This window comes from Pragia fontium, assembly GCF_900638655.1.
In the GTDB taxonomy this organism is placed as follows: Bacteria; Pseudomonadota; Gammaproteobacteria; order Enterobacterales; family Enterobacteriaceae; genus Pragia; species Pragia fontium.
Genome location: NZ_LR134531.1, coordinates 1797192 through 1818325, shown reverse-complemented (window position 1 = coordinate 1818325; position 21134 = coordinate 1797192). Strand labels below are relative to the sequence as shown.

The following is a 21134-nucleotide window of genomic DNA, read 5'->3' as shown; positions in this document are numbered from 1 at the left end:
CTTTTATTCTCCTTTCAGAACTTTAGCGGGTTCAATCTTCACCGCCCGATAGGTTGGCAGAACGGCTGCAATCAGCGCCACCAACAATGATAAAACCAACGTCAACGGTATGACTTGTATACGCAAACCAATCGATGCAGAGAAAACCGTGTGTCCTAAAATCTGCGCCAGTATGTAACCCGCAATAATGCCAACCACCGTCGCAAACAGGGAGATAATCAGGGTTTCCGCTATGATTTGGCGCACGATATCGCTGCCCTTAGCTCCCAACGCTTTTTGTAGGGCAAACTCGCGCGAACGTTCGCTAACAATAGCCATCAGAGTGGTATTAACGCATAAGGTTGAAAGTACCAAAATCACCAAAGAAACCAGCCCCATCAACCCTTTAATCTTGTCTAATACCTGACCTTCTGACGCCGATACTTTACGTATTGGGCGAATCTCTAAGTCCGGATAAATTTTCTGTAATTGTTGAGCAAAGCGATCGACTTGCCCGTTCTCATTATTAACGCTGAATAATGCATAACTAATAACGTCCGATTGATTTAACCAACTCTGCGCTAACGGTAGGTTGACAATCAATAAGTTATCTGTGGCATCCCCAGCCTCAACAATGCCTTTAATCTGTAGGGATTTTTTCTGGTCACCATTAACCAGAACCACTGAATCCCCCACTTTTAACTCCAGACGGTTTGCCAGCTTATAGCCCATCATGGCATTACGGTCGTCGAAACTGACACCAATCCAGTTGCCGGTTACTTGCCAATAAGGAACAATTTGTTTCAGCGATTCAAACCAAACGCCCATCACCACAACTTTTTCCAACTCGGTACGAGCCATGCCATACAAATAGGGGCTGCCAGCATTAATCACCCCCTTGGGCGCATCATCAATAATTTGCTGATAGTCAGCCAACGGTATGGTATTTCCATGGCCAGGACCAATATAAAAGTTAGCGCCAAAAGTGCGTAATTCCTGACTCATTTTGGCGTTGATATCAAAATAAACCGCTGACATCGCGGTAACGATTGCCGCCCCAACCGCCAGTGCGGCAAAAACCACGACCACTCGCTGCATCCGTAAACGTAATGCGCGGAACACCAAACGCCAAAACATACTAAAGGTGGGATTAGCGGCCATATAGCACCTCTACCGGATACAGATAGGCAATGCGTCGCGCCGGGAACCAAGTGCCGATCAACGCAATCAATACTGAGAGCACCAATACACAAGGCACAACAATCCAGGCAAAACTTAGCGGTGCGCCAAAGAGCATAAAACCAATACCCTTGGCTAAGCCCCAACCAGCCAGACAACCGAGTAAACCGCCAATAATGCCGCTAATTGCCGCTTCCAGATAAAACAACAGCATGATTTGCCACTGTCTTGCGCCAAGGGCTTTCATCAGACCAATCTCTTTACTACGCTCCATGATATTGCTGGTCATCAGTGAGGCTATCCCCATCGCAGAGGCTAGCAACGCAGCCAATGTCACTACCGCCAGCAATAATTGAATTTTCTCAATCACAATACCTTCGGATGCTGCAACCTGCCAGATAGGTCGAACGCCGGAGCCAGAGATGGCTTCTTCTAATTGGTGCGCGATGGAAGACACATACGCCGTGCAATACCACAGGTCATATTCTTCCGCATCGAGAGATTCCAGATCGGCTCTGGCCTTACGCGATAGTTCATTTTCAGGTACGGTTAGCGCGGATACCCGAATAGCCTGTACTTTTGCCGGTAAACCAAGCAGCGTTTGTACCTGTACCAGCGGCATAACCAACTGCTGTTCTTCATCACCACCGCTGGCTAAAATACCGCTAATCGTGACGTCCAAACTGGCTTTTGCCCCTTTCAAATGAATGGTATCGCCAATTTTCCAGCCGGTTTGCTGTGCCAGTTGTTGACCTAACAAGGCTTGATGATATTTGCCAGTTTCATCCGGCCACTCTCCCGTCACCTGCCAATAGGTACTGATGATTTTCTGACCGGTGTGATAATTTTCTTCATCAGGCACGTTTACTTTTTGCTCAAAAAAAGTGCCTAACACTGGAATAACGCGTCCCTTAACGTTGACTTCACCGCTGAGCAACGGTGCAAAGCCCATAATATTATTACGCCAAAAGATATCCTTGATATTCGGGAGCTCCGCTTCATCAAGAAAATCTTGCCCGGCCAATGGGTTATTTTTCTCACCAAACAGTGATGGAAGCGTAGCTTGCCCGGCGGGTTCTATCAGGATATTCGCGCCGTAGGACTTCATCTCCCGCGCCATTTTATCGCCGATATCAATGGATACCGCCAACAGCGCAGAGACCAATCCAGCCGCCAGAAAAATGGTGATCACTGCCAACGATTTCTTGCGGATATTGCGTGCCCAAGACTGCCGTAACATGATCCATAACATGATTACTGCGCCTCCTTCACATACTTTTCAGGATTGTCCCGGAAAGCTTCATAATTAGCCGCATTAGCGAAGAAATAGGTTTTGCCGGCAAAATTATAGCGATGTTCAGCTTTGGTATTGGTGACCTTACTGCCATCAACCGGATCGCTTACCTGCAGTTCAATAATAGTACTGAAATAATTAAGCCCGGTTTCCAGTGACTTTTTACCGATCGTCAACTCCGTTTCGGTCATATTCCATTCATCAATAGGAACCGGATTACAACCGCCGGGCTTACCAATTGACGGAATAAAGATTCGCACATCGCAGGCCACGCAGATAACCTGATTACCTTCCATTACATAGCCCTGATCGCCACATAACAGACACGCATCAAATACCACGCCTAAACGCAATTTGTCCGGATAGCGGTTAATCACAAAGAAACGTACGGCTTTACCGTCATCAGCAATCCAGACAAAACGATGCAGTTTGCCATCCTTCACCTGCTCCAGAGGAATATGTACCAAACCATCAGCAGCCAGAGTGACAGGTAAGGCTTCTGACAAGCGCGGCGGTTGAGAGGCGACTTTGTCCCAGTAAAACTGAGCTAGACCGATAAATACTGCGAGTACGATGATGACAAGTAGCGTTCTACGTGCATTGCGATAATAAGCAATGGCTTTACGATGTTCTGTCGGACGCGATTCTACTCTGGCTGCGCTACGGGGCAGCACCACGCTAAACAGATAAACCAGCGCCACCAACAGCAATAAGGTCGCGCCGATATAATTAATCAGGCTGTTGGCATTAGTGACTTTTGCTACATAGCTGAGTAATGACTTGGTCAGCTCAACCACCTGCAGCTTCATCAGTACCAGCATCAATTCTCCCGATAGCGGTGCCAGTAATACCAATGAAAGAATAATCAGCAGCGGCCAGCGTAAATAACGCAGCTGACGCACACAAATTGCCATTAATGCAGCGGAAAAAGCAACGAGCATCAAGCCAATGACCACGGCAGTCACGTTTAATAGCAGTTCGGTATTAATCACGCTGGTTGCAGTAATAGCGCTCATATTTGGGGTTTGTCCCCAGCGTAAGGCGGCCACAAAAATTAGCAGTAGCTGCCAAAAATAGCCTATACGTAAAGAGGAAGTTGCCTGACTAAACAGGAATAACACGACAAAAACGATTTGCAGGATGGTGATCAACAATGTCCATTGCTGAGAATGAGGTAGATTCATCCCTGCTACAGCGCCGACGAAAAAACCTAACAAGCTTAATAGCACGACCGGGCGGACTTCCGGTGTTTTTCGCCCCACCCAATTCAATCCCAACAGCAGAGAAATCGGTAAAAATGATTGCAGAACCGAAACCAGAAAATAACTCATCATTAATGTGTACCCCGCTTTTCAATTAGTCAAATAAGCATCATTAAAGCGGCAATGTTTTTACTTGCTGCTATTCGTTACGGTGTCACAATAAACGAACAACCCCGGTAGGAATATGGACAAAACAGTCATCGGACGAGCATTTTGATGTATTCGTCCGATGTTATTCATCGTTATCAGTTCAGACCGACATATTTAAAATCAAAACTCACATCAAACGCTTTCCACCAACGGCCAACACCAGTTTCGCTATCGGTATGGCGATGTAAACCAGCCTTTGATGGGGGCTCAATGTGATAAACCACTTTATAGTTACCCACACCCATCATTTTAATATTGGCACCGTAGTGTGGTCCGTCACCGGCTACCATCGGCATAAAGGTTCCCTCTTGCTTCTCACCGGTATCGGTGTTGGTCAGGGTGTAGGAAATCGTCAGGTATGGCATCCACTCTCCGGCACCGAAACCATTTTTATTCCCTTCAACCGCATGGATATCTGCTTCCAGATGAATATCCGCTTTAGCGGCAGGTAGCCCCATTCCTCGCGGTTCCATATCAATTGGCTGTAGATAAACAGCCGCGATTTCCAACTCATTCATTTTTACCGGTTCACCGGCAGGATATTCTTTGAATGCAAACGCTGCTGGCGCTGTTATCATTCCGGCGATAAAAGCACCCGTTACAAACATTTTATTCATTGCCATCTTTTCGATCCTATTTAATGTTGATTAGCCAAATAATCACCGCTACCGGCGAGCCTAACTCTAAACACTGCTTTCGCTTCCTGTTATGCGTTGGCTGTTTCGTACAGCCGAACTTTTTTTCATTACCCATAGTGCAATCAGCGCAGCAATAACCAACGCCATTTGCGGTATTAACGTTTCGACATAAGGATAAATACCCAACCAAGCTATCTCAGGCACTTCAGACAATAGCGTTGGCTCAAATAATTTCCCTTCTATTAATTCCAGGACACCTTTGCCAGCGAAAACGAATGCCATTAGGTACATAAAACAGCCGGTAAACATAAAGAACGGTTTCAATGGCAGTTTGACGACGCTTAATCGCATCACCAGATAAGCAATGAGTAAAATCACACAACCAATTAAGAAACCAGCCAGAATAGAGAGATGGCCGCTAATCGAAGAGGAGTCCCCCATTAGGGCAAAATAGAACAGTACGGTTTCAGCCCCTTCACGGTAAACCGCCAAAAAGCTGGTTAACCATAAGCCAACAACCGAACCGGTACTGAGAGAATGAGAAAGTTTACCTTCCAAATAGGCTTTCCAGTGCTGAGCTTCCACTTTCGACAACAGCCAATAGCTCATGGAGAACAGCATCACTACTGCGATCAGCATAGTAATACCTTCCAGCAGTTCACGGCTGGCTCCAGAATTAGAGAACAATGATTGGAAGATAACGGCGGTCACTGCACTGGCGGCCAGTGCGACATAAATCGACTGACGAATCAACGGTAGTTTATCCTGATGATTATTTTTCACCAGATAAGCCACGATTGCCGCCACAATTAATAATGCTTCCAGCCCTTCGCGAACAATAATCAACAGACTATATAACAGCAGGCTCCAACTGGTTTGCTCACCGCTGCCAAGCATTTCAACGGCGGTATTCAAATCCTGCTGTAGTGCTTGAGCTTGAGCCTGAATAGACTCTATTGGTTGCTGCGCTTTTATCTGGCTAACCATGCGAGTGAAGTAACCTTCAATTTTGGTTTTAAATGCCGAATCGCGGGAACCGATTTTATTTTCCATACCGCTGGCTTCAAACAGGTCAAAATAGGCATTCTGAATTGCCATCATTGCCTCTTTAATCTGACCTGAACGATATTGTTCAAGGGAAGCATTCACTGCAGTATCAATATCTTTTACCACTTTTTGCCAGTCAGTATCTGGGGTGGTGTCATCGTTATATTCCAGTACCGATACCACCTGTTGATCTTCACGGGTTGTCGGCAGACCTGGCAATAGCTCTTCCAAATCCTGTAATAGTGTGGTGATACGGTAGCTAACTTCGTTGATCTGGTCTGGCTCACCGCTAATAGCAATCAGTTGAGAAAATTGCTGATTGATATTTCCTGCCTGTTGAGATGAGCGATTTTGACGAACCGACATTTCCATTTCGGAATTCTTATATCCATCATATTGAGCCTGTTGGACACGTCGGCGAGCTTCAGCATAGTCGTGCTTTTGGTATAGCGTAATGGCTTCCGCCAGCGAATCATCAATCACCTTAAAGCTCTGCTGCCAATAAGGTGCGATCTGATCGTTATCATAGGTAGCGTGCTGCTGCTCTGCCGTCAACTTATGGCCATCAACCAGCACCGGTAATACACTATTCAGTTCGCTTTTCAGCCAGTTAATTTTCTCACCGACTTCAGACGGCGGCTTGCCATCACCAATCATTTTACGAATTTCACCAAAAGCGGCTTCCATCTGATAGCTTTTTTGCGCAGAGATATTGATGCGTATCGGCCCTTCTAAATTCTCAAAAACTTCAAAATAAGCCATTTGCACTTCTGTTCGAGCTTCAGCGGTCTGCTGTTGCTGATAGAGTTGAGCGGTTTTATCTAAACGTTGTTGGATATCATTGGTCAGTTGTTGATAGTCCGTCGCCGCGGTTGCTACCGCGTTAATCAGAAGCCATCCAATGCATAATGCGAGAAGTCGTTTAATGATATACATGGTTTTGATAACCATTATCTGATTGATAGTGATTCTCATTATAGGGGATTTAAGGCAACAATTAACCTGATCTTTATCAAATTATTAAAAATGGAAGAATCGATCTCTTAATCGCGGAAAAGACCGAATGAAAATGTTACATCGCCGAATTATCCAGTGATTTTCATCGGTATATTAAATCTCGTTGATGCAAAAACGGAACATATCAGACAGGATGGTTGATCCGGGCCACGGTAAGCATCGACCCGGAATAGAGTGACTAGTAACGATAATAACCTGAGTAACCATAATAATAAGGTATCGGCATAACGCTTTGTTTACCGGTTCGTTCCAGAATAACGCAACGTTCAAAGTCGATATTGTCAGCCCTCAGTTTATATTCATCCAATAATAGCGCGACTGCAGAGACATTACCGATTTGCACATCAGAACCTAACCGAGAGCAAAGCTCATCATTACTGAGGGCTTTAACTGACTCTGACGTCAAATTCCAGCTAGCACAGCCGTTAAGGCTCAACACCGCTATCGCTAAAAGGATTAGTCGTTTCATTTTTCCTCTCCCGTAAGTGGATTCATTTAATCCTGAGTCAGGCATAAAATAAATCGCTTGAAATATCGTCTGTCCCTGATCTTAGCTTAGCAGAATAAATGACGTCGCCAAGATCAGAATAAATCGTCCATCCCCATCTTCCTATTTGTAAAATTATTACCGATTAGCGTAAAATTCAAGGCGCATCCATAATGTCCTTTGAGTGGATTTAGCATCGCTTCAATACCTGTCATATCTACTAGTTTTACCCCATTTTGTGATAATTCATCATTTTTACACAGGTAAATGAACAGGTTGTTAAATAAAAGATAAAATTTAATCAAAATAATCGTCGCATTTGGTATCTAGTACTAAATATGACCATCTTTTAGCGCAAACATCTTTATATTCTATTTTTTTAACGATTACTTTAGCTTTTCGCTCAAAAAATAAACCGCAGGATATTATTGCCTCATTACCAACATCTTAAGAAAAGGATAAAGTCATTATAAAACAATGGATTAATATTTTTTCCATACACTTTAACGACGGCAATAGAGACTTGAGTACAGACCTTACCTATTGCGGCAAAAACTGTTAAAATTGACTCATATCAAATAAATTAGGCTTATATTTATGATTCCGGAAAAGCGAACAATTCGGCGTATACAATCAGGCGGATGTGCAATTCATTGTCAGGATTGCTGCATCAGCCCGCTATGCATCCCTTTTACGCTGAATGAGCATGAACTGAATCAGCTTGATAATATTATTGAGCGTAAAAAGCCCATTCAAAAAGGTCAGGCTCTGTTTAAAGCCGGCGACGACCTGAAATCACTCTATGCAATCCGTTCTGGCACCATCAAAAGCTATACCATCACTGAACAAGGCGATGAACAGATTACCGGTTTCCATCTGGCCGGTGACTTAGTCGGTTTTGATGCAATAGGAACGCATATGCATCCAAGTTTCGCTCAAGCTTTAGAAACGTCCATGGTGTGCGAAATTCCTTATGAAGTACTGGATGACTTATCCGGTAAAATGCCTAGCCTGCGTCAGCAAATTATGCGCCTGATGAGCGGTGAAATTAAAGGCGATCAGGATATGATCCTGTTATTGTCGAAGAAAAATGCTGAAGAACGCTTGGCGGCCTTCATCTATAACTTATCCCGCCGTTTTGCTCAACGCGGTTTCTCACCGAGAGAGTTCCGTCTGACTATGACACGAGGTGATATCGGTAATTACCTGGGTTTAACCGTCGAAACTATCAGCCGTCTGCTGGGCCGCTTTCAAAAAAGTGAAATCCTCAGCGTTAAAGGCAAGTATATTACCATTCAAGACAACGACACATTGGCCACACTGGCCGGTCAAAATCAAAGCGAATAATCACTTTCGGATCAACATTTTAACAAAATCTTGATCCGAGTCCCTTTCCTCTCCTGTTCTGTTGCTGATATATAGTTTACTCTTTAGGTATGTTTCGTTAACTACTGTCGGGAGTGCTATATGGCTCACTATCAAAATATCATTGTTGCTCTTGAACCCGAGAAAGAAGATCAAGCAGCACTGCGCCGCGCCGTTTATCTTGTTCGTCGCAACGGCGGAAAAATTAAAGCATTCCTACCTATTTTTGACTTTTCTTATGAAGTCACCAGCCTGCTGTCACAAGATGAGCGCATGGCGATGCGTCAGAGTGCTATCGATCAACGCGTGGCGTGGATACGCCACCTAAGCCATCACTACCTTGAATCAGGCGTTAATATCGAAATCAAAGTGGTATGGCATAAGCGTTATCATGAAGCAGTGATTGACGAGGTCGCATCTTTTAACCATGATTTATTATTGAAAGCGGCTCATCAACAAGATCGTTTAGAAGCAGTTATTTTTACCCCCATAGACTGGCATCTATTAAGAAAATGTCCGTGCCCGGTATGGATGGTTAAGGATCAACCTTGGCCTGAACACGGCAAGGCGTTGGTTTCCGTTAATCTGTCCAGCGATGAAGACTTTCATGATGAGCTAAATAAAAAGCTGGTTAAAGAATCCCTTGAGCTGGCGGCGTTTACCGACAGTACTGAAGTTCATTTGGTCAGTGCCTATCTTTCAACCTCGATTAACATTGCCATAGAACTGCCGGAATTTGATCCTACGGTTTACAACAATGCTATTCGCGGCCAATTTCTTATCGCAATGAAATCCCTAAGACAGCAATTTAGTATTCCTGAAGAATTAACCCACGTTGAGAAAGGAATGCCGGAAGACGTTATTCCAGCCGTTGCCGAAGAGATTGAAGCGGGTATTGTCGTTCTCGGCACCGTAGGACGTACCGGGCTTTCAGCTGCCTTTATTGGTAATACCGCGGAACGGGTGATCGGTCATATAAAATGCGACCTGTTAGTCATTAAGCCAGATGATACCTCAGAAGACGACGATCATGATGACGAAGACTAACGGTTAATATTGGTTATCCTGAATGAAAAGGGCCGCACAATAATGTGCAGCCCTTTTCGTTTACTTAGTGTTTGCTTTACTTACAGCGCACGCAGGATCTTATCTACGCTCTCTTTCGCATCGCCAAACAACATCTGGGTATTCTCTTTAAAGAATAGCGGGTTCTGTACACCAGCATAACCGGTATTCATTGAACGTTTAAAGACAATCACGTTCTGCGCTTTCCAGACTTCAAGAACAGGCATGCCTGCAATTGGGCTGCGTGGATCTTCCAACGCCGCCGGGTTCACCGTATCGTTAGCGCCGATAACCAGTACCGTATCGGTATCGGTGAAATCGTCGTTGATCTCATCCATTTCGAGTACGATATCGTAAGGTACCTTGGCTTCAGCCAGTAATACGTTCATATGACCAGGCAAACGACCCGCAACCGGGTGAATACCAAAACGTACCTTAATGCCCTTCTCACGCAGTTTAGCGGTAATATCTGCCACAGGATACTGAGCCTGGGCAACGGCCATACCATACCCTGGAGTGATAACCACTGAAGTGGAGTTCTTCAGTAGTTCAGCCACTTCCTCTGCCGTTGTTTCACGATACTCACCCACTTCTTCATCTTCACCGGTTGAAGAACCATCGGTACCAAAACCGCCGGCAATAACGCTGATAAATGAGCGGTTCATCGCTTTACACATGATATAGGACAGAATCGCACCAGAAGAACCGACCAGCGCACCGGTCACGATCAACAGGTCATTGCTGAGCATAAAGCCCGCAGCCGCTGCTGCCCAACCTGAATAGGAGTTCAGCATAGAAACCACTACCGGCATATCTGCACCACCGATAGAGGCCACCAGATGCCAGCCAAAAGCCAAAGCAATGATGGTCATAATCAGTAAAGCAAACACGTGCACGCCAACGCTATCGCTGCTAACAAACATAATCATTAACAGGAAGGAAACGACGATTGCCGCCAGATTCAGCTTATGACGCTGTGGCAACATCAGTGGCTTAGACGAAATAATGCCGCGTAGTTTACCAAACGCCACGATTGAACCGGTAAAGGTCACCGCACCGATAAAGATACCGAGGAAGACTTCAACGTTGTGAATATTCAGCACAACCTGTAGTTCTTCAACCGGCACACCTTCCACGTGTGGGCCAACAATATAGCTATTGAAACCAACCAATACTGCGGCCAGACCAACGAAGCTGTGTAAGACTGCCACCAGTTCCGGCATTTCAGTCATCTCGACTTTTCTGGCCAGATAAATACCGATAGCGCCACCGATAATCATTGCCATAATAATCCAGCCAACGTTGCTGGAATATGGCCCGAAAATTGTTGCAATCAGAGCGATTGCCATTCCCAGCACGCCGAAGGTGTTACCCTGTTTTGACGTTTCATGCTTGGATAAACCAGCAAGGCTGAAAATAAATAGAACAGCGGCAACAATATATGCGGCTGTCACTAATCCTCCAGACATAGTAACTCCTTAATTCTTCCGGAACATTTTCAGCATGCGCTGGGTGACGGTGAATCCACCGAAGATATTAATACTGGCAATCAGTACGGCGATAAATGAGAAGAATGTAACCCATCCACCATGACCAATTTGCAGTAATGCCCCAACAACGATAATGCCTGAAATGGCGTTTGTTACCGACATCAGCGGTGTATGCAACGCATGACTCACGTTCCAGACCACGTAATACCCCACCACACAAGACAGTGCGAATACGGTAAAGTGAGAGAGGAATGACGCCGGCGCAACGCTGGCTAACCAACCGAACAGAATAATAAACAACGCCAACAGCGCATATTTCTTAACCGGAGAAGTCGGTGCTTCAGCAGCTTTCGCTGCCATCACGTCGGCTACTTTCGGTTTCTGCGGTTGAGCGGAAACTTTGATTGGAGGCGCAGGCCAGGTGATTTCACCCGTCTTCACCACGGTGACGCCACGGATAACATCATCTTCGAAGTTGATATCCAGCTCACCATTTTTCTCTTTGCACAGCAGTTTTAATAGGTTTAGCAGGTTGGTGCCATACAATTGAGAAGATTGCGTCGGTAAACGGCTTGGCAGGTCAGTATAGCCAATAATCTTCACGCCGTTTGGTGTCTCAACAATTTTATCGGCTACGGTCAGGTCGCAGTTACCCCCGTTCTGCGCCGCTAGGTCAACAATCACGCTACCCGGCTTCATTGACTCAACCATTTCGGCAAGAATAAGCTTAGGTGCCGGTTTTCCTGGAATCAACGCCGTTGTCACGATGATATCGACATCTTTTGCCTGAGCAGCAAACAGTTCCATTTCCGCCTTAATAAAGGCTTCTGACATCACTTTTGCATATCCGTCGCCGCTACCTGCTTCTTCCTCAAAGTCTAACTCAAGGAATTCAGCACCCATACTCTGAACCTGTTCTTTCACTTCAGGACGGGTATCAAACGCACGGACAATCGCACCCAAGCTGCCTGCGGCACCGATGGCGGCTAAACCGGCCACGCCTGCACCAATCACCATCACTTTCGCCGGCGGTACTTTACCTGCCGCAGTAATTTGACCGGTGAAGAAACGACCGAACTCATGGGCAGCTTCAACAATTGCACGATAACCGGCAATGTTAGCCATTGAGCTCAATGCGTCCATTGACTGTGCTCGTGATATACGTGGAACTGAATCCATCGCCATCACGGTCACGTTTTTGTCTGCCAGCTTTTGCATCAGTTCAGGATTCTGAGCAGGCCAAATAAAACTGATCAGCGTTGTACCTTCACGCAGTAATTCAATTTCACTCTCTTCTGGCGCATTAACTTTAAGAATAATGTCTGACTGCCAAACATCATCCTTTGAGACAATCGTTGCGGCGGCAGCTTCATAAGCTGAGTCCTCAAAGCTGGCAAGCTTGCCGGCTCCTTGTTCTATGGCAACAGTGAAACCCAACTTGATTAACTGCTCTACCGTTTTCGGCGTTGCAGCAACTCGGGCTTCATTGGCCAACCGCTCTCTTGGTACACCAATATGCATATTATTCCCTTTCATCTGTCGTGGATGATAAGTGTATTGTTAACCTGATTTATTATTACTTCTTCGAGCCGAGAACACTGGATAAAAATAACTGTGAACGAACAGTTACCTTTGGTTAATTCAGCTGCCCTATAACCTACTGAAAATGTAACCGGTGATCCACCGTTCTCTGCTTTTATCACAAATTTTTTTATCCGCTCGTTATAATGTGGTGCTATCACGTCCCTAGTTATAACTTGAAAAGCTAAAAAATGCTAAAGCATCCCCTGTAAATCCATGACATAATCACCTAACCTTATCGGTACTGATTTATGCATACGTTAACAAATGTTAATAATTAAGGCGTAAAGGATCCTTTATGAAGCTGAAGACAACGCTAATCACCACAGCCCTGCTCTCCGCAATGAGTTTTTCAATATTTGCCGCTCAAGAATTGACGCCTGAAAAGGCCGATGAACTCGTGCCTTTCGATAGAATTACCTTTTCTGGTCGTTATGACAGTATTTATGATGCTAACCGAGCAGCATCAAAGCGAGCGGATAAACAAGGTGCAGCGGCGTTTTTTGTCCGCGACATCAGCGAGCAAAGTGGCAATGGTGGTAATTCACGCGTTATCGCGGATCTTTACCATGCTGATGCCAAAGCGGCCTCGACAGAAACCCAGTACCGTGTTTTCAACGGAGTTCGTGAATTACCAAGAACTGAAGCCAGTCAATTAGAACCCTTTGATACGGTATCTATCCGCGGTTTCTATCCGGTTCAGAATGATGTTAATAATGCGGTAGCTGAACAGGCTAAAGCGAAAGGTGCCGATGCCTTCTTCATCGTAAGACAGATTGACGCAAACCGTGGAGCAAACCAGTTCATCACGGCCTATATCTACAAAAAAGATGCACCAAAGCGTAAAGTTCAAGCTCAGGACAACCCGATCCCTGCTGACTCTGAAGCCGGTAAAAAGGCTCTGGCTGCCGGTGGCGCTGCCGCCGCTGAAGTTGAAATTCCAAACGTTGCCTCTTCCACCTCTATCAGCGCTGACGTTGGCCGTTTCTTTGAAACCCAAACCAGCAGTGAAGGTTCTCGCTATACCGTCACATTAAAAGACGGTACCAAAATTGAAGAACTGAACAACGCGACGGCAATGAAAATGACGCCGTTTGATTCAATTACCTTTACCGACAACTTTAGCAACTCTACCGATATGTCTGAGCAAATTGCCAAACGTACCGCAGCTAAAGGCGGCAAGTATTACCACATTACCCGTCAATGGGAGAAGAACGGTGGGAATATTACGGTAACGGCAGATATCTTTAAGTAATTTCTGACAAGCATATCGACTATCTTGATTCCAGATTTACTCTTATCATCCTAGCTTTACTCTCGTTATCCCCGCTTTCGCGGGGATCTCTCCCTTAAGCCAAGAGTGGTCATTAGATTAAAGCCCCAGTCCCGATTTTCACCGGAATGACGAAAAAGAGCACGGATTAGGCCATATCCACTCTCCTGATGCCGAAAGTGTTTTTATAACACAATTATCCATTGCAACCCCGCCGGGGGCTCCGTAGAATCAGCAACAATTTTTTACCGGCCTCTACCGGTGCAATCTATTTCCCTTTAACTACCCGTAGCAGGAATTTTACGTTGGAAAAAAAACTCGGCCTCACCACGCTGACTGCGTTGGTATTAAGCTCTATGTTAGGGGCTGGTATCTTCAGTCTCCCGCAAAATATGGCTGAAGTAGCAAGTCCCGCGGCACTGCTTATTGGCTGGGGAATTACCGGTACCGGTATTCTGTTTCTGGCTTTTGCCCTACTGATTCTTACGCGTATTCGCCCTGATTTGGACGGTGGTATATTCACTTATGCCAAAGAAGGATTTGGTGAGCTAATGGGCTTCTGCTCTGCCTGGGGATACTGGGTTTGTGCGGTTGTTGCCAACTTATCCTATCTGGTGATTGTCTTCGCTGCCTTAAGCTTTTTTACTGACACACCAGACCGCATCATTTTTGGTGAAGGTAATACCTGGCAGGCAATACTCGGTGCATCAGCCCTGCTGTGGATTGTTCATGGCCTGATACTGCGTGGTGTACAAACCGCCGCTCTGATTAATCTAATCGCGACGCTAGCCAAACTGATCCCTCTGGCGCTGTTTATTATTCTGGCGATAATGCTGTTTAATCTCGATACCTTTAAAATCGATTTTACCGGGATTAATCTGGGTAAGCCTGTATGGGAACAGGTAAAAAGTACCATGCTGATTACCTTATGGGTATTTATCGGTATTGAGGGCGCAGTGGTCGTTTCCGGTCGAGCAAAACGTAAGGCCGATGTAGGAAGAGCCACAGTGCTGGCCGTTCTTATGGCGCTTAGCGTATACCTGCTGGTTACGCTGCTGTCGTTAGGTGTAGTGCCACGCGCTGAACTAGCTGAAATGCGTAATCCCTCTATGTCCGGCATCATGGTATTAATGATGGGGCCATTGGGAGAAATCATCATTGCTGCCGGTCTGATTATTTCAGTCTGCGCAGCCTATTTGAGTTGGACAATCATGGCCGCTGAAGTGCCTTTTTTGGCGGCACAACACGGCGCTTTCCCACATGCTTTTATTTACCAGAACCATAAAGGCGCACCGTCATCTTCGTTATGGTTTACCAATGGCACTATACAGCTTAGCCTGCTGTTAATCTGGCTCACCGGTAGTAACTACAGCACCTTACTGATCATCGCCTCTGAGATGATTCTTATCCCCTATTTTCTGGTGGGGGCATTTCTGCTTAAAGAAGCGATTCGACGTAAAAATATTAAATTGGGCTTAGTCGCTGCGGGAGCGAGTCTTTATGGGCTGTGGTTGATTTATGCTTCCGGACTAGAAAACCTGTTTATGTCGATTGTCTTATATGTGCCGGGAATACTGGTATTCTTTTATGCCCGCCGAGTTGCCACACATAAGAAAAAGCCGCTGAATACCACCGAGCGCACCATTATCATTATGCTCTTTATTCTGTTGGCACCTGCGCTGTGGATGACCTTAAAGTAAAGCGTTCTCTGACGGTCCTTAGCGGCCGTCAAATAACGATAATTCCCAAAGGTTCTAATAACTGACTCTGTTGCTCCTGCGTTATCTTTACCCCGGTTAAATCGACGCGGCGCACATCCAATTGGCTTAAGTCACAGCCAGTTAAATCGCAACAGGTAAAATCGGCCGACTGCCAATCAATATGATGAAATTCGCCGCCGGAGAGATCGGAGCCGCTAAATTTTGCAGCCAACAAGTTGGCCTCAGACCAACGGTTTTCCCTTAAGTCACACAGTTCCAAAATCACATCTTCAAAACTGGCATAACAGAAATTATTACGCAGCAATGTGGCGGTACAGAAATAGCTATTCTGCCCAATCATATTTCTGAAGCTGGCACCGCGAAAATCAGTACCTTGTGCTTTACAGTCGCTGATTTCCAGCCCTATTGCATCAGTATGTCGGAAATCCGACATGCTCAAATCGCAATGGCTAAACAGTGTGTCTTTCAGCGTGGCTCGATAAAAAGAGCAACCGGCATCATGTTGTTCATCATAGAATTTACAGTGTAAAAAGCGCAATTCGCTGAGATCGGCGCGATCAAAACCACAGCGATAAAAATGACAGTGTTCAATGGTGTCATCAGGAAAATCATCGCGAGAAAAATGTTGGTCGTAAAATTCCCGATGTTTCATAAATAGCTTACCTTTAGTAAAAATCCCGTTTTATCAGCATCACCACCAACAAAACGGGATTTAAGTTACAGTGTAACTTGATCTATTGCCTGTAAAATACGCTTATCAGAGATGGGGAATGGCGTTCCCAACTGTTGAGCAAAGTAGCTAACCCGCAGTTCCTCTATCATCCAACGAATATCGGTGATTTCGTCACTTACTGGTTTATGCGCTGGCAGCTTGTTTAACAGCTGTTTGTAGTTGTTTTGTACCTGCTCTACTTTCAACATCTGAGCTCGATCGCGATGCGGGTCTAACGGCAATTTATCCATACGTCGTTCAATTGCCTGCAAATAGCGCAGAATATCCGGCAATCTTTTCCAACCGCTTTGGCAAACAAAGCCCCGATAAATGAGCCCGTTAACCTGAGATTTAATATCAGCCAGAGACAGGGCTTGCGCCATATCGACACGCCCTTTCAGACGCTTATTAATATTGTGTGCCGTGGTCAAAATTTGCTCCACCTGTTGAGCAACCTCAACCACACTCTCATTTAACTCTGCGCGAATATGCTCTTTCAGAACGTTAAAGGCTTCCTCATGCCATACCGGCCCACCATGTTCGGCGATCAGTTTATCGACACCGCAGGCAATGCAGTCATCGATCAGCTCTAATATTTTACCAAACGGATTAAAATAGAGCCCCAGTTTGGCTTTATTCGGCAGCTTTTCATGCAGGTACTTCACCGGTGAAGGGATATTCAGCAGCAGTAATCGTCGGATGCCTTGCCACATCACCTGTTGCTGTTCCTGCTCAGTTTCAAACAGTTTAATACCAACGCTATCTTTCTCATCGGTCAACGCCGGATAAGCCTTCACCGAATAGCTGCCCCGTTTCTGTTCAAAACGGGTTGGCAACTCACCAAAAGACCACACGTGAAGCCCGCTCTGTTCAATACCATCATCTGCGACGGCAGACAGCGTTTGTTGAACTTCGCCTTTTAGCTTCTGTTTCAATAAAGACAGGTCTTTCCCTTCTGCCAGCATCTTATTCTGGTCGTTAACCACCCTGAAGGTAACTTTAAGATGATCGGGCACCTGATCTAATTGCCAACTGTCACGCTCGACGGTAACGCCAGTCATTAAGCGTAGTTCGCGCTCTAATGCATCCAACAAACTCATGGTAAATGGTTTAGCTCGTTGCAAAAAAGCGTCAGCGTAGTTAGGTGCCGGAACAAAATTACGACGCACCGGTTTAGGCAACGATTTAATTAGCGCAATCACCAGTTCTCTACGTAATCCTGGAATCTGCCAGTCAAAGCCCTCTTCTTGTATCTGATTAAGAATCGGTAAAGGAATATAAACGGTGACGCCATCTGCGTTAGCGCCGGGTTCAAACTGGTAGGTTACCCGCAGCTTTAGATTTCCCTGATGCCAACTGTTTGGATAGTCCAGCGCACTAATTTCCCCCGCGCCTTCTTTGATGAGCATGGATTTTTCAAAATTGAGCAGATCGGGTTGTTCCCGTCCCGCTTTCTTCCACCATGCATCAAAGTGCCGACTGGAGACTACATCCTGCCCAATACGTCGTTCATAAAATTCGAACAAGGTTTCATCATCAACCAGAATATCTCGCCTACGGGACTTATTCTCCAGCTCTTCCACTTCTGACAATAAACGCAGATTGGCTTTAAAGAATGGGTGACGCGTTTGCCAATCCCCTTCCACCAAGGCATGGCGAATAAACAGTTCCCGGCTGACCAGCGGATCGATAGCACCGTAATTTACTTTGCGCTCGGTGACAATCGGTAAACCAAACAGCGTGACTTTTTCGCTGGCCATCACCGCACCTTGCGATTTCGACCAATGCGGCTCGCTATAAGAACGCTTAATCAAATGCTGTGCTAACGGCTCAATCCATTCAGGATCTAAACGGGCAGCAATTCGCCCCCATAAACGGGTCGTTTCCACCAGTTCGGCCACCATCACCCATTTAGGCGGTTTTTTAAACAGTCCGGAGCCGGGGAAAATTGAGAACCTGGCATTACGCGCACCAGAGAACTCATGTTTCTCAACATCTTTTTGACCGATATGGGATAACAAGCCAGAAAGCAGTGCCGTATGAATTGAACGGTAATCCGCAGGAATACTGTTCACCGGAAAACCGAGTTCTTTAACGACCTGCCGGAGTTGGGTATAGACATCCTGCCACTCACGTACCCGAAGATAGTTGAGATAATCACTCTTGCACAACTTACGAAACTGAGCGGTAGACAGTTCAGTTTGCTGTTCTGCCAGATAATTCCACAGATTCACAAAAGCAATAAAGTCCGACTCTTTATCGCTAAAGCGACGGTGCTTTTCATCCGACGCTTGTTGTTTCTCCAACGGGCGTTCACGAGGATCCTGAATAGACAGTGCGGCAGTAATAATCATCACTTCACGCACACAGCCACTTTTCTGTCCTTCGATCACCATTCTGGCTAAGCGAGGGTCAATCGGCAACTGCGCCAGTTGACGGCCTATCGGCGTAAGTTGACTCTGGCTCTCACCTAGTTGATTAATGGCCCCCAGCTCTTCCAGCAGGCGCATACCATCTTGAATATTGCGCTTATCCGGAGCCTCAACAAATGGGAAAGCGGCGATATCTCCCAGCCCGATCGCCGTCATCTGCAAAATCACCGATGCCAGATTGGTACGTAAAATTTCCGGGTCGGTAAATTCCGGACGCGACAGAAAATCCTGCTCGGCATAGAGTCGAATACAAATACCGTCGGATACCCGTCCACAGCGCCCTTTACGCTGATTAGCCGAGGCCTGAGAGATCGGCTCTATCGGTAAACGCTGAACTTTAGTTCTGGCGCTGTAGCGACTGATACGCGCGGTACCGGGATCGATAACGTATTTAATCCCCGGTACGGTTAATGAAGTTTCCGCCACGTTAGTAGCCAGCACAATCCGACGACCAATATGGGACTGGAAAACTTTGTTCTGTTCGCTGTTGGATAGTCGAGCATAGAGCGGTAACACTTCGGTATGAGGCAAATTTTGTTTATTCAGCATATCCGCGGTATCACGAATTTCCCGCTCTCCGCTCATAAATACCAGAATATCGCCCGATGCTTCATGCATCAGTTCATCAACCGCATCAAGAATCGCCTGCTGCTGATCGCGATCGCTATCGTTGCCATCATCGACTATTGGCCGATAACGCACTTCAACCGGATAGGTTCGCCCTGAGACTTCAATAATGGGCGCATGATTGAAATGACGTGAAAAACGCTGTGGATCAATGGTAGCCGAGGTAATAATCACTTTCAGATCGGGACGTCTTGGCAGTAATTGGCGTAGATAACCCAGAATAAAATCGATATTCAGGCTGCGTTCATGAGCCTCATCGATAATAATGGTATCGTACTGAGTCAGTAAACGATCTTGCTGTATCTCCGCCAGCAGAATACCGTCCGTCATCAGTTTGACTAAGGTATTGTCACCAATACGATCGTTGAAGCGCACCTTATAACCAATGGCGCCACCCAAGGTAACATTTAGCTCTTCGGCAATTCGCCCGGCTACCGTGCGCGCCGCTAAACGTCTGGGCTGTGTATGACCAATTGTGCCTTGGATACCACGCCCTAACTCCAGACAAAGTTTAGGAATCTGAGTGGTTTTTCCCGATCCGGTTTCACCGGCAATAATCACCACTTGGTTATCGCGAATAGCCGCTAATAATTCATCTTTTTTCTGACTAACCGGCAAATTTTCTGGATAAGAGATAGCCGGACACGCCGCTTTACGATTCGCAATGCGCTGTAACCCGCTCTGGATATCGGATTCTATCTCTGCTGTAATCGCAGCTAATTTTTCACCGTTGGTGATTTTACGAGCACCGTCCAATCGACGGCGTAACCGCTTCTGGTCACGTAGCATTAACGCATTAAGTTGACCGGAAAGTGCGGCAAATGGGGATTTCACGTTCTACAATCCTGTGCTGAATAGACTCATTTACTACCATTGGCGGCTATGTTATCACAAAGCCGATTTCAAGGTTGAATGGTCAAATCATTCTCTTATTCAAAAAAATAGAACGACTTTATCTAATTATTACGCTATCAATATCCGACAGATAAAAATAATATGCTATCCATCGCCGGTTAATCCGTCTATCGATTAGCATAAATAAGGAATTATCATGAGTAACGTTTTAGTCATCAAATCAAGCATCCTGTCTAACTTTTCTCAATCTAATATTTTAGCCGATTTTTTCGTTGAGCAATGGAGACAAGAACATCCGTCAGACGTTATTACCGTTCGTGACTTAGCCGCTAATCCAATACCGGTTTTAGATGGTGAATTAGTCGGTGCACTACGTCCATCAGATCAGACGCTGACTGCACGTCAACAGGAAGCTTTAGCCCTGTCCGACACCTTAATTGAAGAGCTACAGAGTAACGACATTATCGTTATGGGTGTGCCAATGTATAACTTCAATATCTCCACCCAATTAAAGAACTACTTTGATCTTATCGCTCGTGCTGGCGTGACCTTCCGCTATACCGAAAATGGTCCTGTAGGCTTAGTGACCGGTAAGAAAGTGTATATTCTGACCAGCCGTGGTGGTATCCATAAAGATTCACCAACCGATCTGGTTGCCCCTTACCTGAAACTCTTCCTGGGCTTTATCGGTATCACTGACGTTGAGTTTGTGTATCAGGAAGGTGTGGCATACGGCCCGGAAGTTGCGACCAAAGCACTGGAAGATGCTAAATCATTCATTCAGCAGCACGTTAGCGCCTGATATTTGTTTTATTCCGGTTATTATCCCAGCTTTTGCTGGGATTTTGCCTTTTAGTGTATCTAGAGTGTCATCCCCGCAAAAGCGGGGATCTCGCCCTGAAGCCTAGCGTTACTATATCGGCCTCTAGATTCCGGCTTTCGCCGGAATGACTGTATCTA

Annotated in this window: 15 protein-coding genes; 5 read left to right on the top strand and 10 right to left on the bottom strand. The window is 45.8% G+C overall.

The window, feature by feature from the left end; genetic code table 11:
* Positions 1-3: 3 nt before the first annotated feature.
* The 6 genes from EL341_RS07895 to EL341_RS07870 form a co-directional block, all read right to left on the bottom strand.
* The gene (locus EL341_RS07895; RefSeq protein WP_164720480.1) at positions 4-1116 is read right to left on the bottom strand and encodes an ABC transporter permease; all 1113 of its coding nucleotides are present in this window, start codon (positions 1114-1116) and stop codon (positions 4-6) included.
* A gap of 13 nt (positions 1117-1129) precedes the next feature.
* The gene (locus EL341_RS07890; RefSeq protein WP_074823077.1) at positions 1130-2410 is read right to left on the bottom strand and encodes an ABC transporter permease; all 1281 of its coding nucleotides are present in this window, start codon (positions 2408-2410) and stop codon (positions 1130-1132) included.
* 2 nt (positions 2411-2412) lie between these two features.
* A complete protein-coding gene (locus EL341_RS07885; RefSeq protein WP_126468253.1) occupies positions 2413-3783 on the bottom strand; it encodes a Fe-S-containing protein in 1371 nt (456 codons plus the stop codon).
* Between the two features lie 176 nt (positions 3784-3959).
* On the bottom strand, positions 3960-4487 hold the full coding sequence (locus EL341_RS07880) for an iron transporter (RefSeq protein WP_047780883.1): 528 nt from the start codon (positions 4485-4487) through the stop codon (positions 3960-3962).
* A 60-nt stretch (positions 4488-4547) separates the two neighbouring features.
* Entirely contained in the window at positions 4548-6485 is a 1938-nt protein-coding gene (locus EL341_RS07875; RefSeq protein ID WP_126467530.1) for an FTR1 family iron permease, read from the bottom strand.
* A 259-nt stretch (positions 6486-6744) separates the two neighbouring features.
* Entirely contained in the window at positions 6745-7035 is a 291-nt protein-coding gene (locus EL341_RS07870; protein ID WP_074823079.1) for a putative periplasmic lipoprotein, read from the bottom strand.
* A 615-nt stretch (positions 7036-7650) separates the two neighbouring features.
* Between EL341_RS07870 and EL341_RS07865 the strand changes: the two genes are divergently transcribed.
* Positions 7651-8400 (top strand): FNR family transcription factor, encoded by a 750-nt coding sequence (locus EL341_RS07865; RefSeq protein WP_047780881.1) that lies wholly within the window; start codon positions 7651-7653, stop codon positions 8398-8400.
* Between the two features lie 120 nt (positions 8401-8520).
* The gene (gene uspE / locus EL341_RS07860; protein ID WP_126467528.1) at positions 8521-9465 is read left to right on the top strand and encodes a universal stress protein UspE; all 945 of its coding nucleotides are present in this window, start codon (positions 8521-8523) and stop codon (positions 9463-9465) included.
* Between the two features lie 80 nt (positions 9466-9545).
* Here uspE and pntB read toward each other — a convergent pair whose 3' ends face one another.
* Together pntB and pntA are read right to left on the bottom strand one after the other, a co-directional pair.
* On the bottom strand, positions 9546-10952 hold the full coding sequence (gene pntB / locus EL341_RS07855; RefSeq protein ID WP_074823085.1) for a Re/Si-specific NAD(P)(+) transhydrogenase subunit beta: 1407 nt from the start codon (positions 10950-10952) through the stop codon (positions 9546-9548).
* 9 nt (positions 10953-10961) lie between these two features.
* Positions 10962-12494 (bottom strand): Re/Si-specific NAD(P)(+) transhydrogenase subunit alpha, encoded by a 1533-nt coding sequence (pntA, locus tag EL341_RS07850; RefSeq protein WP_047780878.1) that lies wholly within the window; start codon positions 12492-12494, stop codon positions 10962-10964.
* Between the two features lie 358 nt (positions 12495-12852).
* On the opposite strand from pntA, the gene ydgH reads away from it, so the two are divergent.
* Positions 12853-13809, top strand: a complete 957-nt coding sequence (gene ydgH, locus EL341_RS07845; RefSeq protein ID WP_126467526.1) for a DUF1471 family protein YdgH — start codon at positions 12853-12855, stop codon at positions 13807-13809.
* Between the two features lie 323 nt (positions 13810-14132).
* Complete coding sequence (locus EL341_RS07840; RefSeq protein ID WP_126467524.1) at positions 14133-15527, top strand: amino acid permease; 1395 nt, start codon at positions 14133-14135, stop codon at positions 15525-15527.
* Between the two features lie 28 nt (positions 15528-15555).
* Here the strand turns inward: EL341_RS07840 and EL341_RS07835 are convergent, their stop codons facing one another.
* The gene (locus tag EL341_RS07835; RefSeq protein WP_126467522.1) at positions 15556-16200 is read right to left on the bottom strand and encodes a Qnr family pentapeptide repeat protein; all 645 of its coding nucleotides are present in this window, start codon (positions 16198-16200) and stop codon (positions 15556-15558) included.
* A gap of 65 nt (positions 16201-16265) precedes the next feature.
* Entirely contained in the window at positions 16266-20153 is a 3888-nt protein-coding gene (gene hrpA / locus EL341_RS07830; protein WP_074823095.1) for an ATP-dependent RNA helicase HrpA, read from the bottom strand.
* A 217-nt stretch (positions 20154-20370) separates the two neighbouring features.
* Between hrpA and EL341_RS07825 the strand changes: the two genes are divergently transcribed.
* Positions 20371-20976, top strand: a complete 606-nt coding sequence (locus EL341_RS07825; RefSeq protein WP_074823098.1) for an FMN-dependent NADH-azoreductase — start codon at positions 20371-20373, stop codon at positions 20974-20976.
* The last annotated feature ends 158 nt before the right edge of the window (positions 20977-21134 follow it).

What these genes read in the sequence shown, in the direction of transcription:
- EL341_RS07875 (WP_126467530.1), bottom strand. Translation starts at nt 6,485, where the DNA reads ATGTATATCATTAAACGACTTCTCGCATTATGCATTGGATGGCTTCTG.
- pntB (WP_074823085.1), bottom strand. Translation starts at nt 10,952, where the DNA reads ATGTCTGGAGGATTAGTGACAGCCGCATATATTGTTGCCGCTGTTCTA.
- EL341_RS07870 (WP_074823079.1), bottom strand. Translation starts at nt 7,035, where the DNA reads ATGAAACGACTAATCCTTTTAGCGATAGCGGTGTTGAGCCTTAACGGC.
- EL341_RS07890 (WP_074823077.1), bottom strand. Translation starts at nt 2,410, where the DNA reads ATGTTATGGATCATGTTACGGCAGTCTTGGGCACGCAATATCCGCAAG.
- EL341_RS07885 (WP_126468253.1), bottom strand. Translation starts at nt 3,783, where the DNA reads ATGAGTTATTTTCTGGTTTCGGTTCTGCAATCATTTTTACCGATTTCT.
- pntA (WP_047780878.1), bottom strand. Translation starts at nt 12,494, where the DNA reads ATGCATATTGGTGTACCAAGAGAGCGGTTGGCCAATGAAGCCCGAGTT.
- EL341_RS07880 (WP_047780883.1), bottom strand. Translation starts at nt 4,487, where the DNA reads ATGGCAATGAATAAAATGTTTGTAACGGGTGCTTTTATCGCCGGAATG.
- EL341_RS07835 (WP_126467522.1), bottom strand. Translation starts at nt 16,200, where the DNA reads ATGAAACATCGGGAATTTTACGACCAACATTTTTCTCGCGATGATTTT.
- EL341_RS07895 (WP_164720480.1), bottom strand. Translation starts at nt 1,116, where the DNA reads ATGTTTTGGCGTTTGGTGTTCCGCGCATTACGTTTACGGATGCAGCGA.
- uspE (WP_126467528.1), top strand. Translation starts at nt 8,521, where the DNA reads ATGGCTCACTATCAAAATATCATTGTTGCTCTTGAACCCGAGAAAGAA.
- ydgH (WP_126467526.1), top strand. Translation starts at nt 12,853, where the DNA reads ATGAAGCTGAAGACAACGCTAATCACCACAGCCCTGCTCTCCGCAATG.
- EL341_RS07825 (WP_074823098.1), top strand. Translation starts at nt 20,371, where the DNA reads ATGAGTAACGTTTTAGTCATCAAATCAAGCATCCTGTCTAACTTTTCT.
- EL341_RS07865 (WP_047780881.1), top strand. Translation starts at nt 7,651, where the DNA reads ATGATTCCGGAAAAGCGAACAATTCGGCGTATACAATCAGGCGGATGT.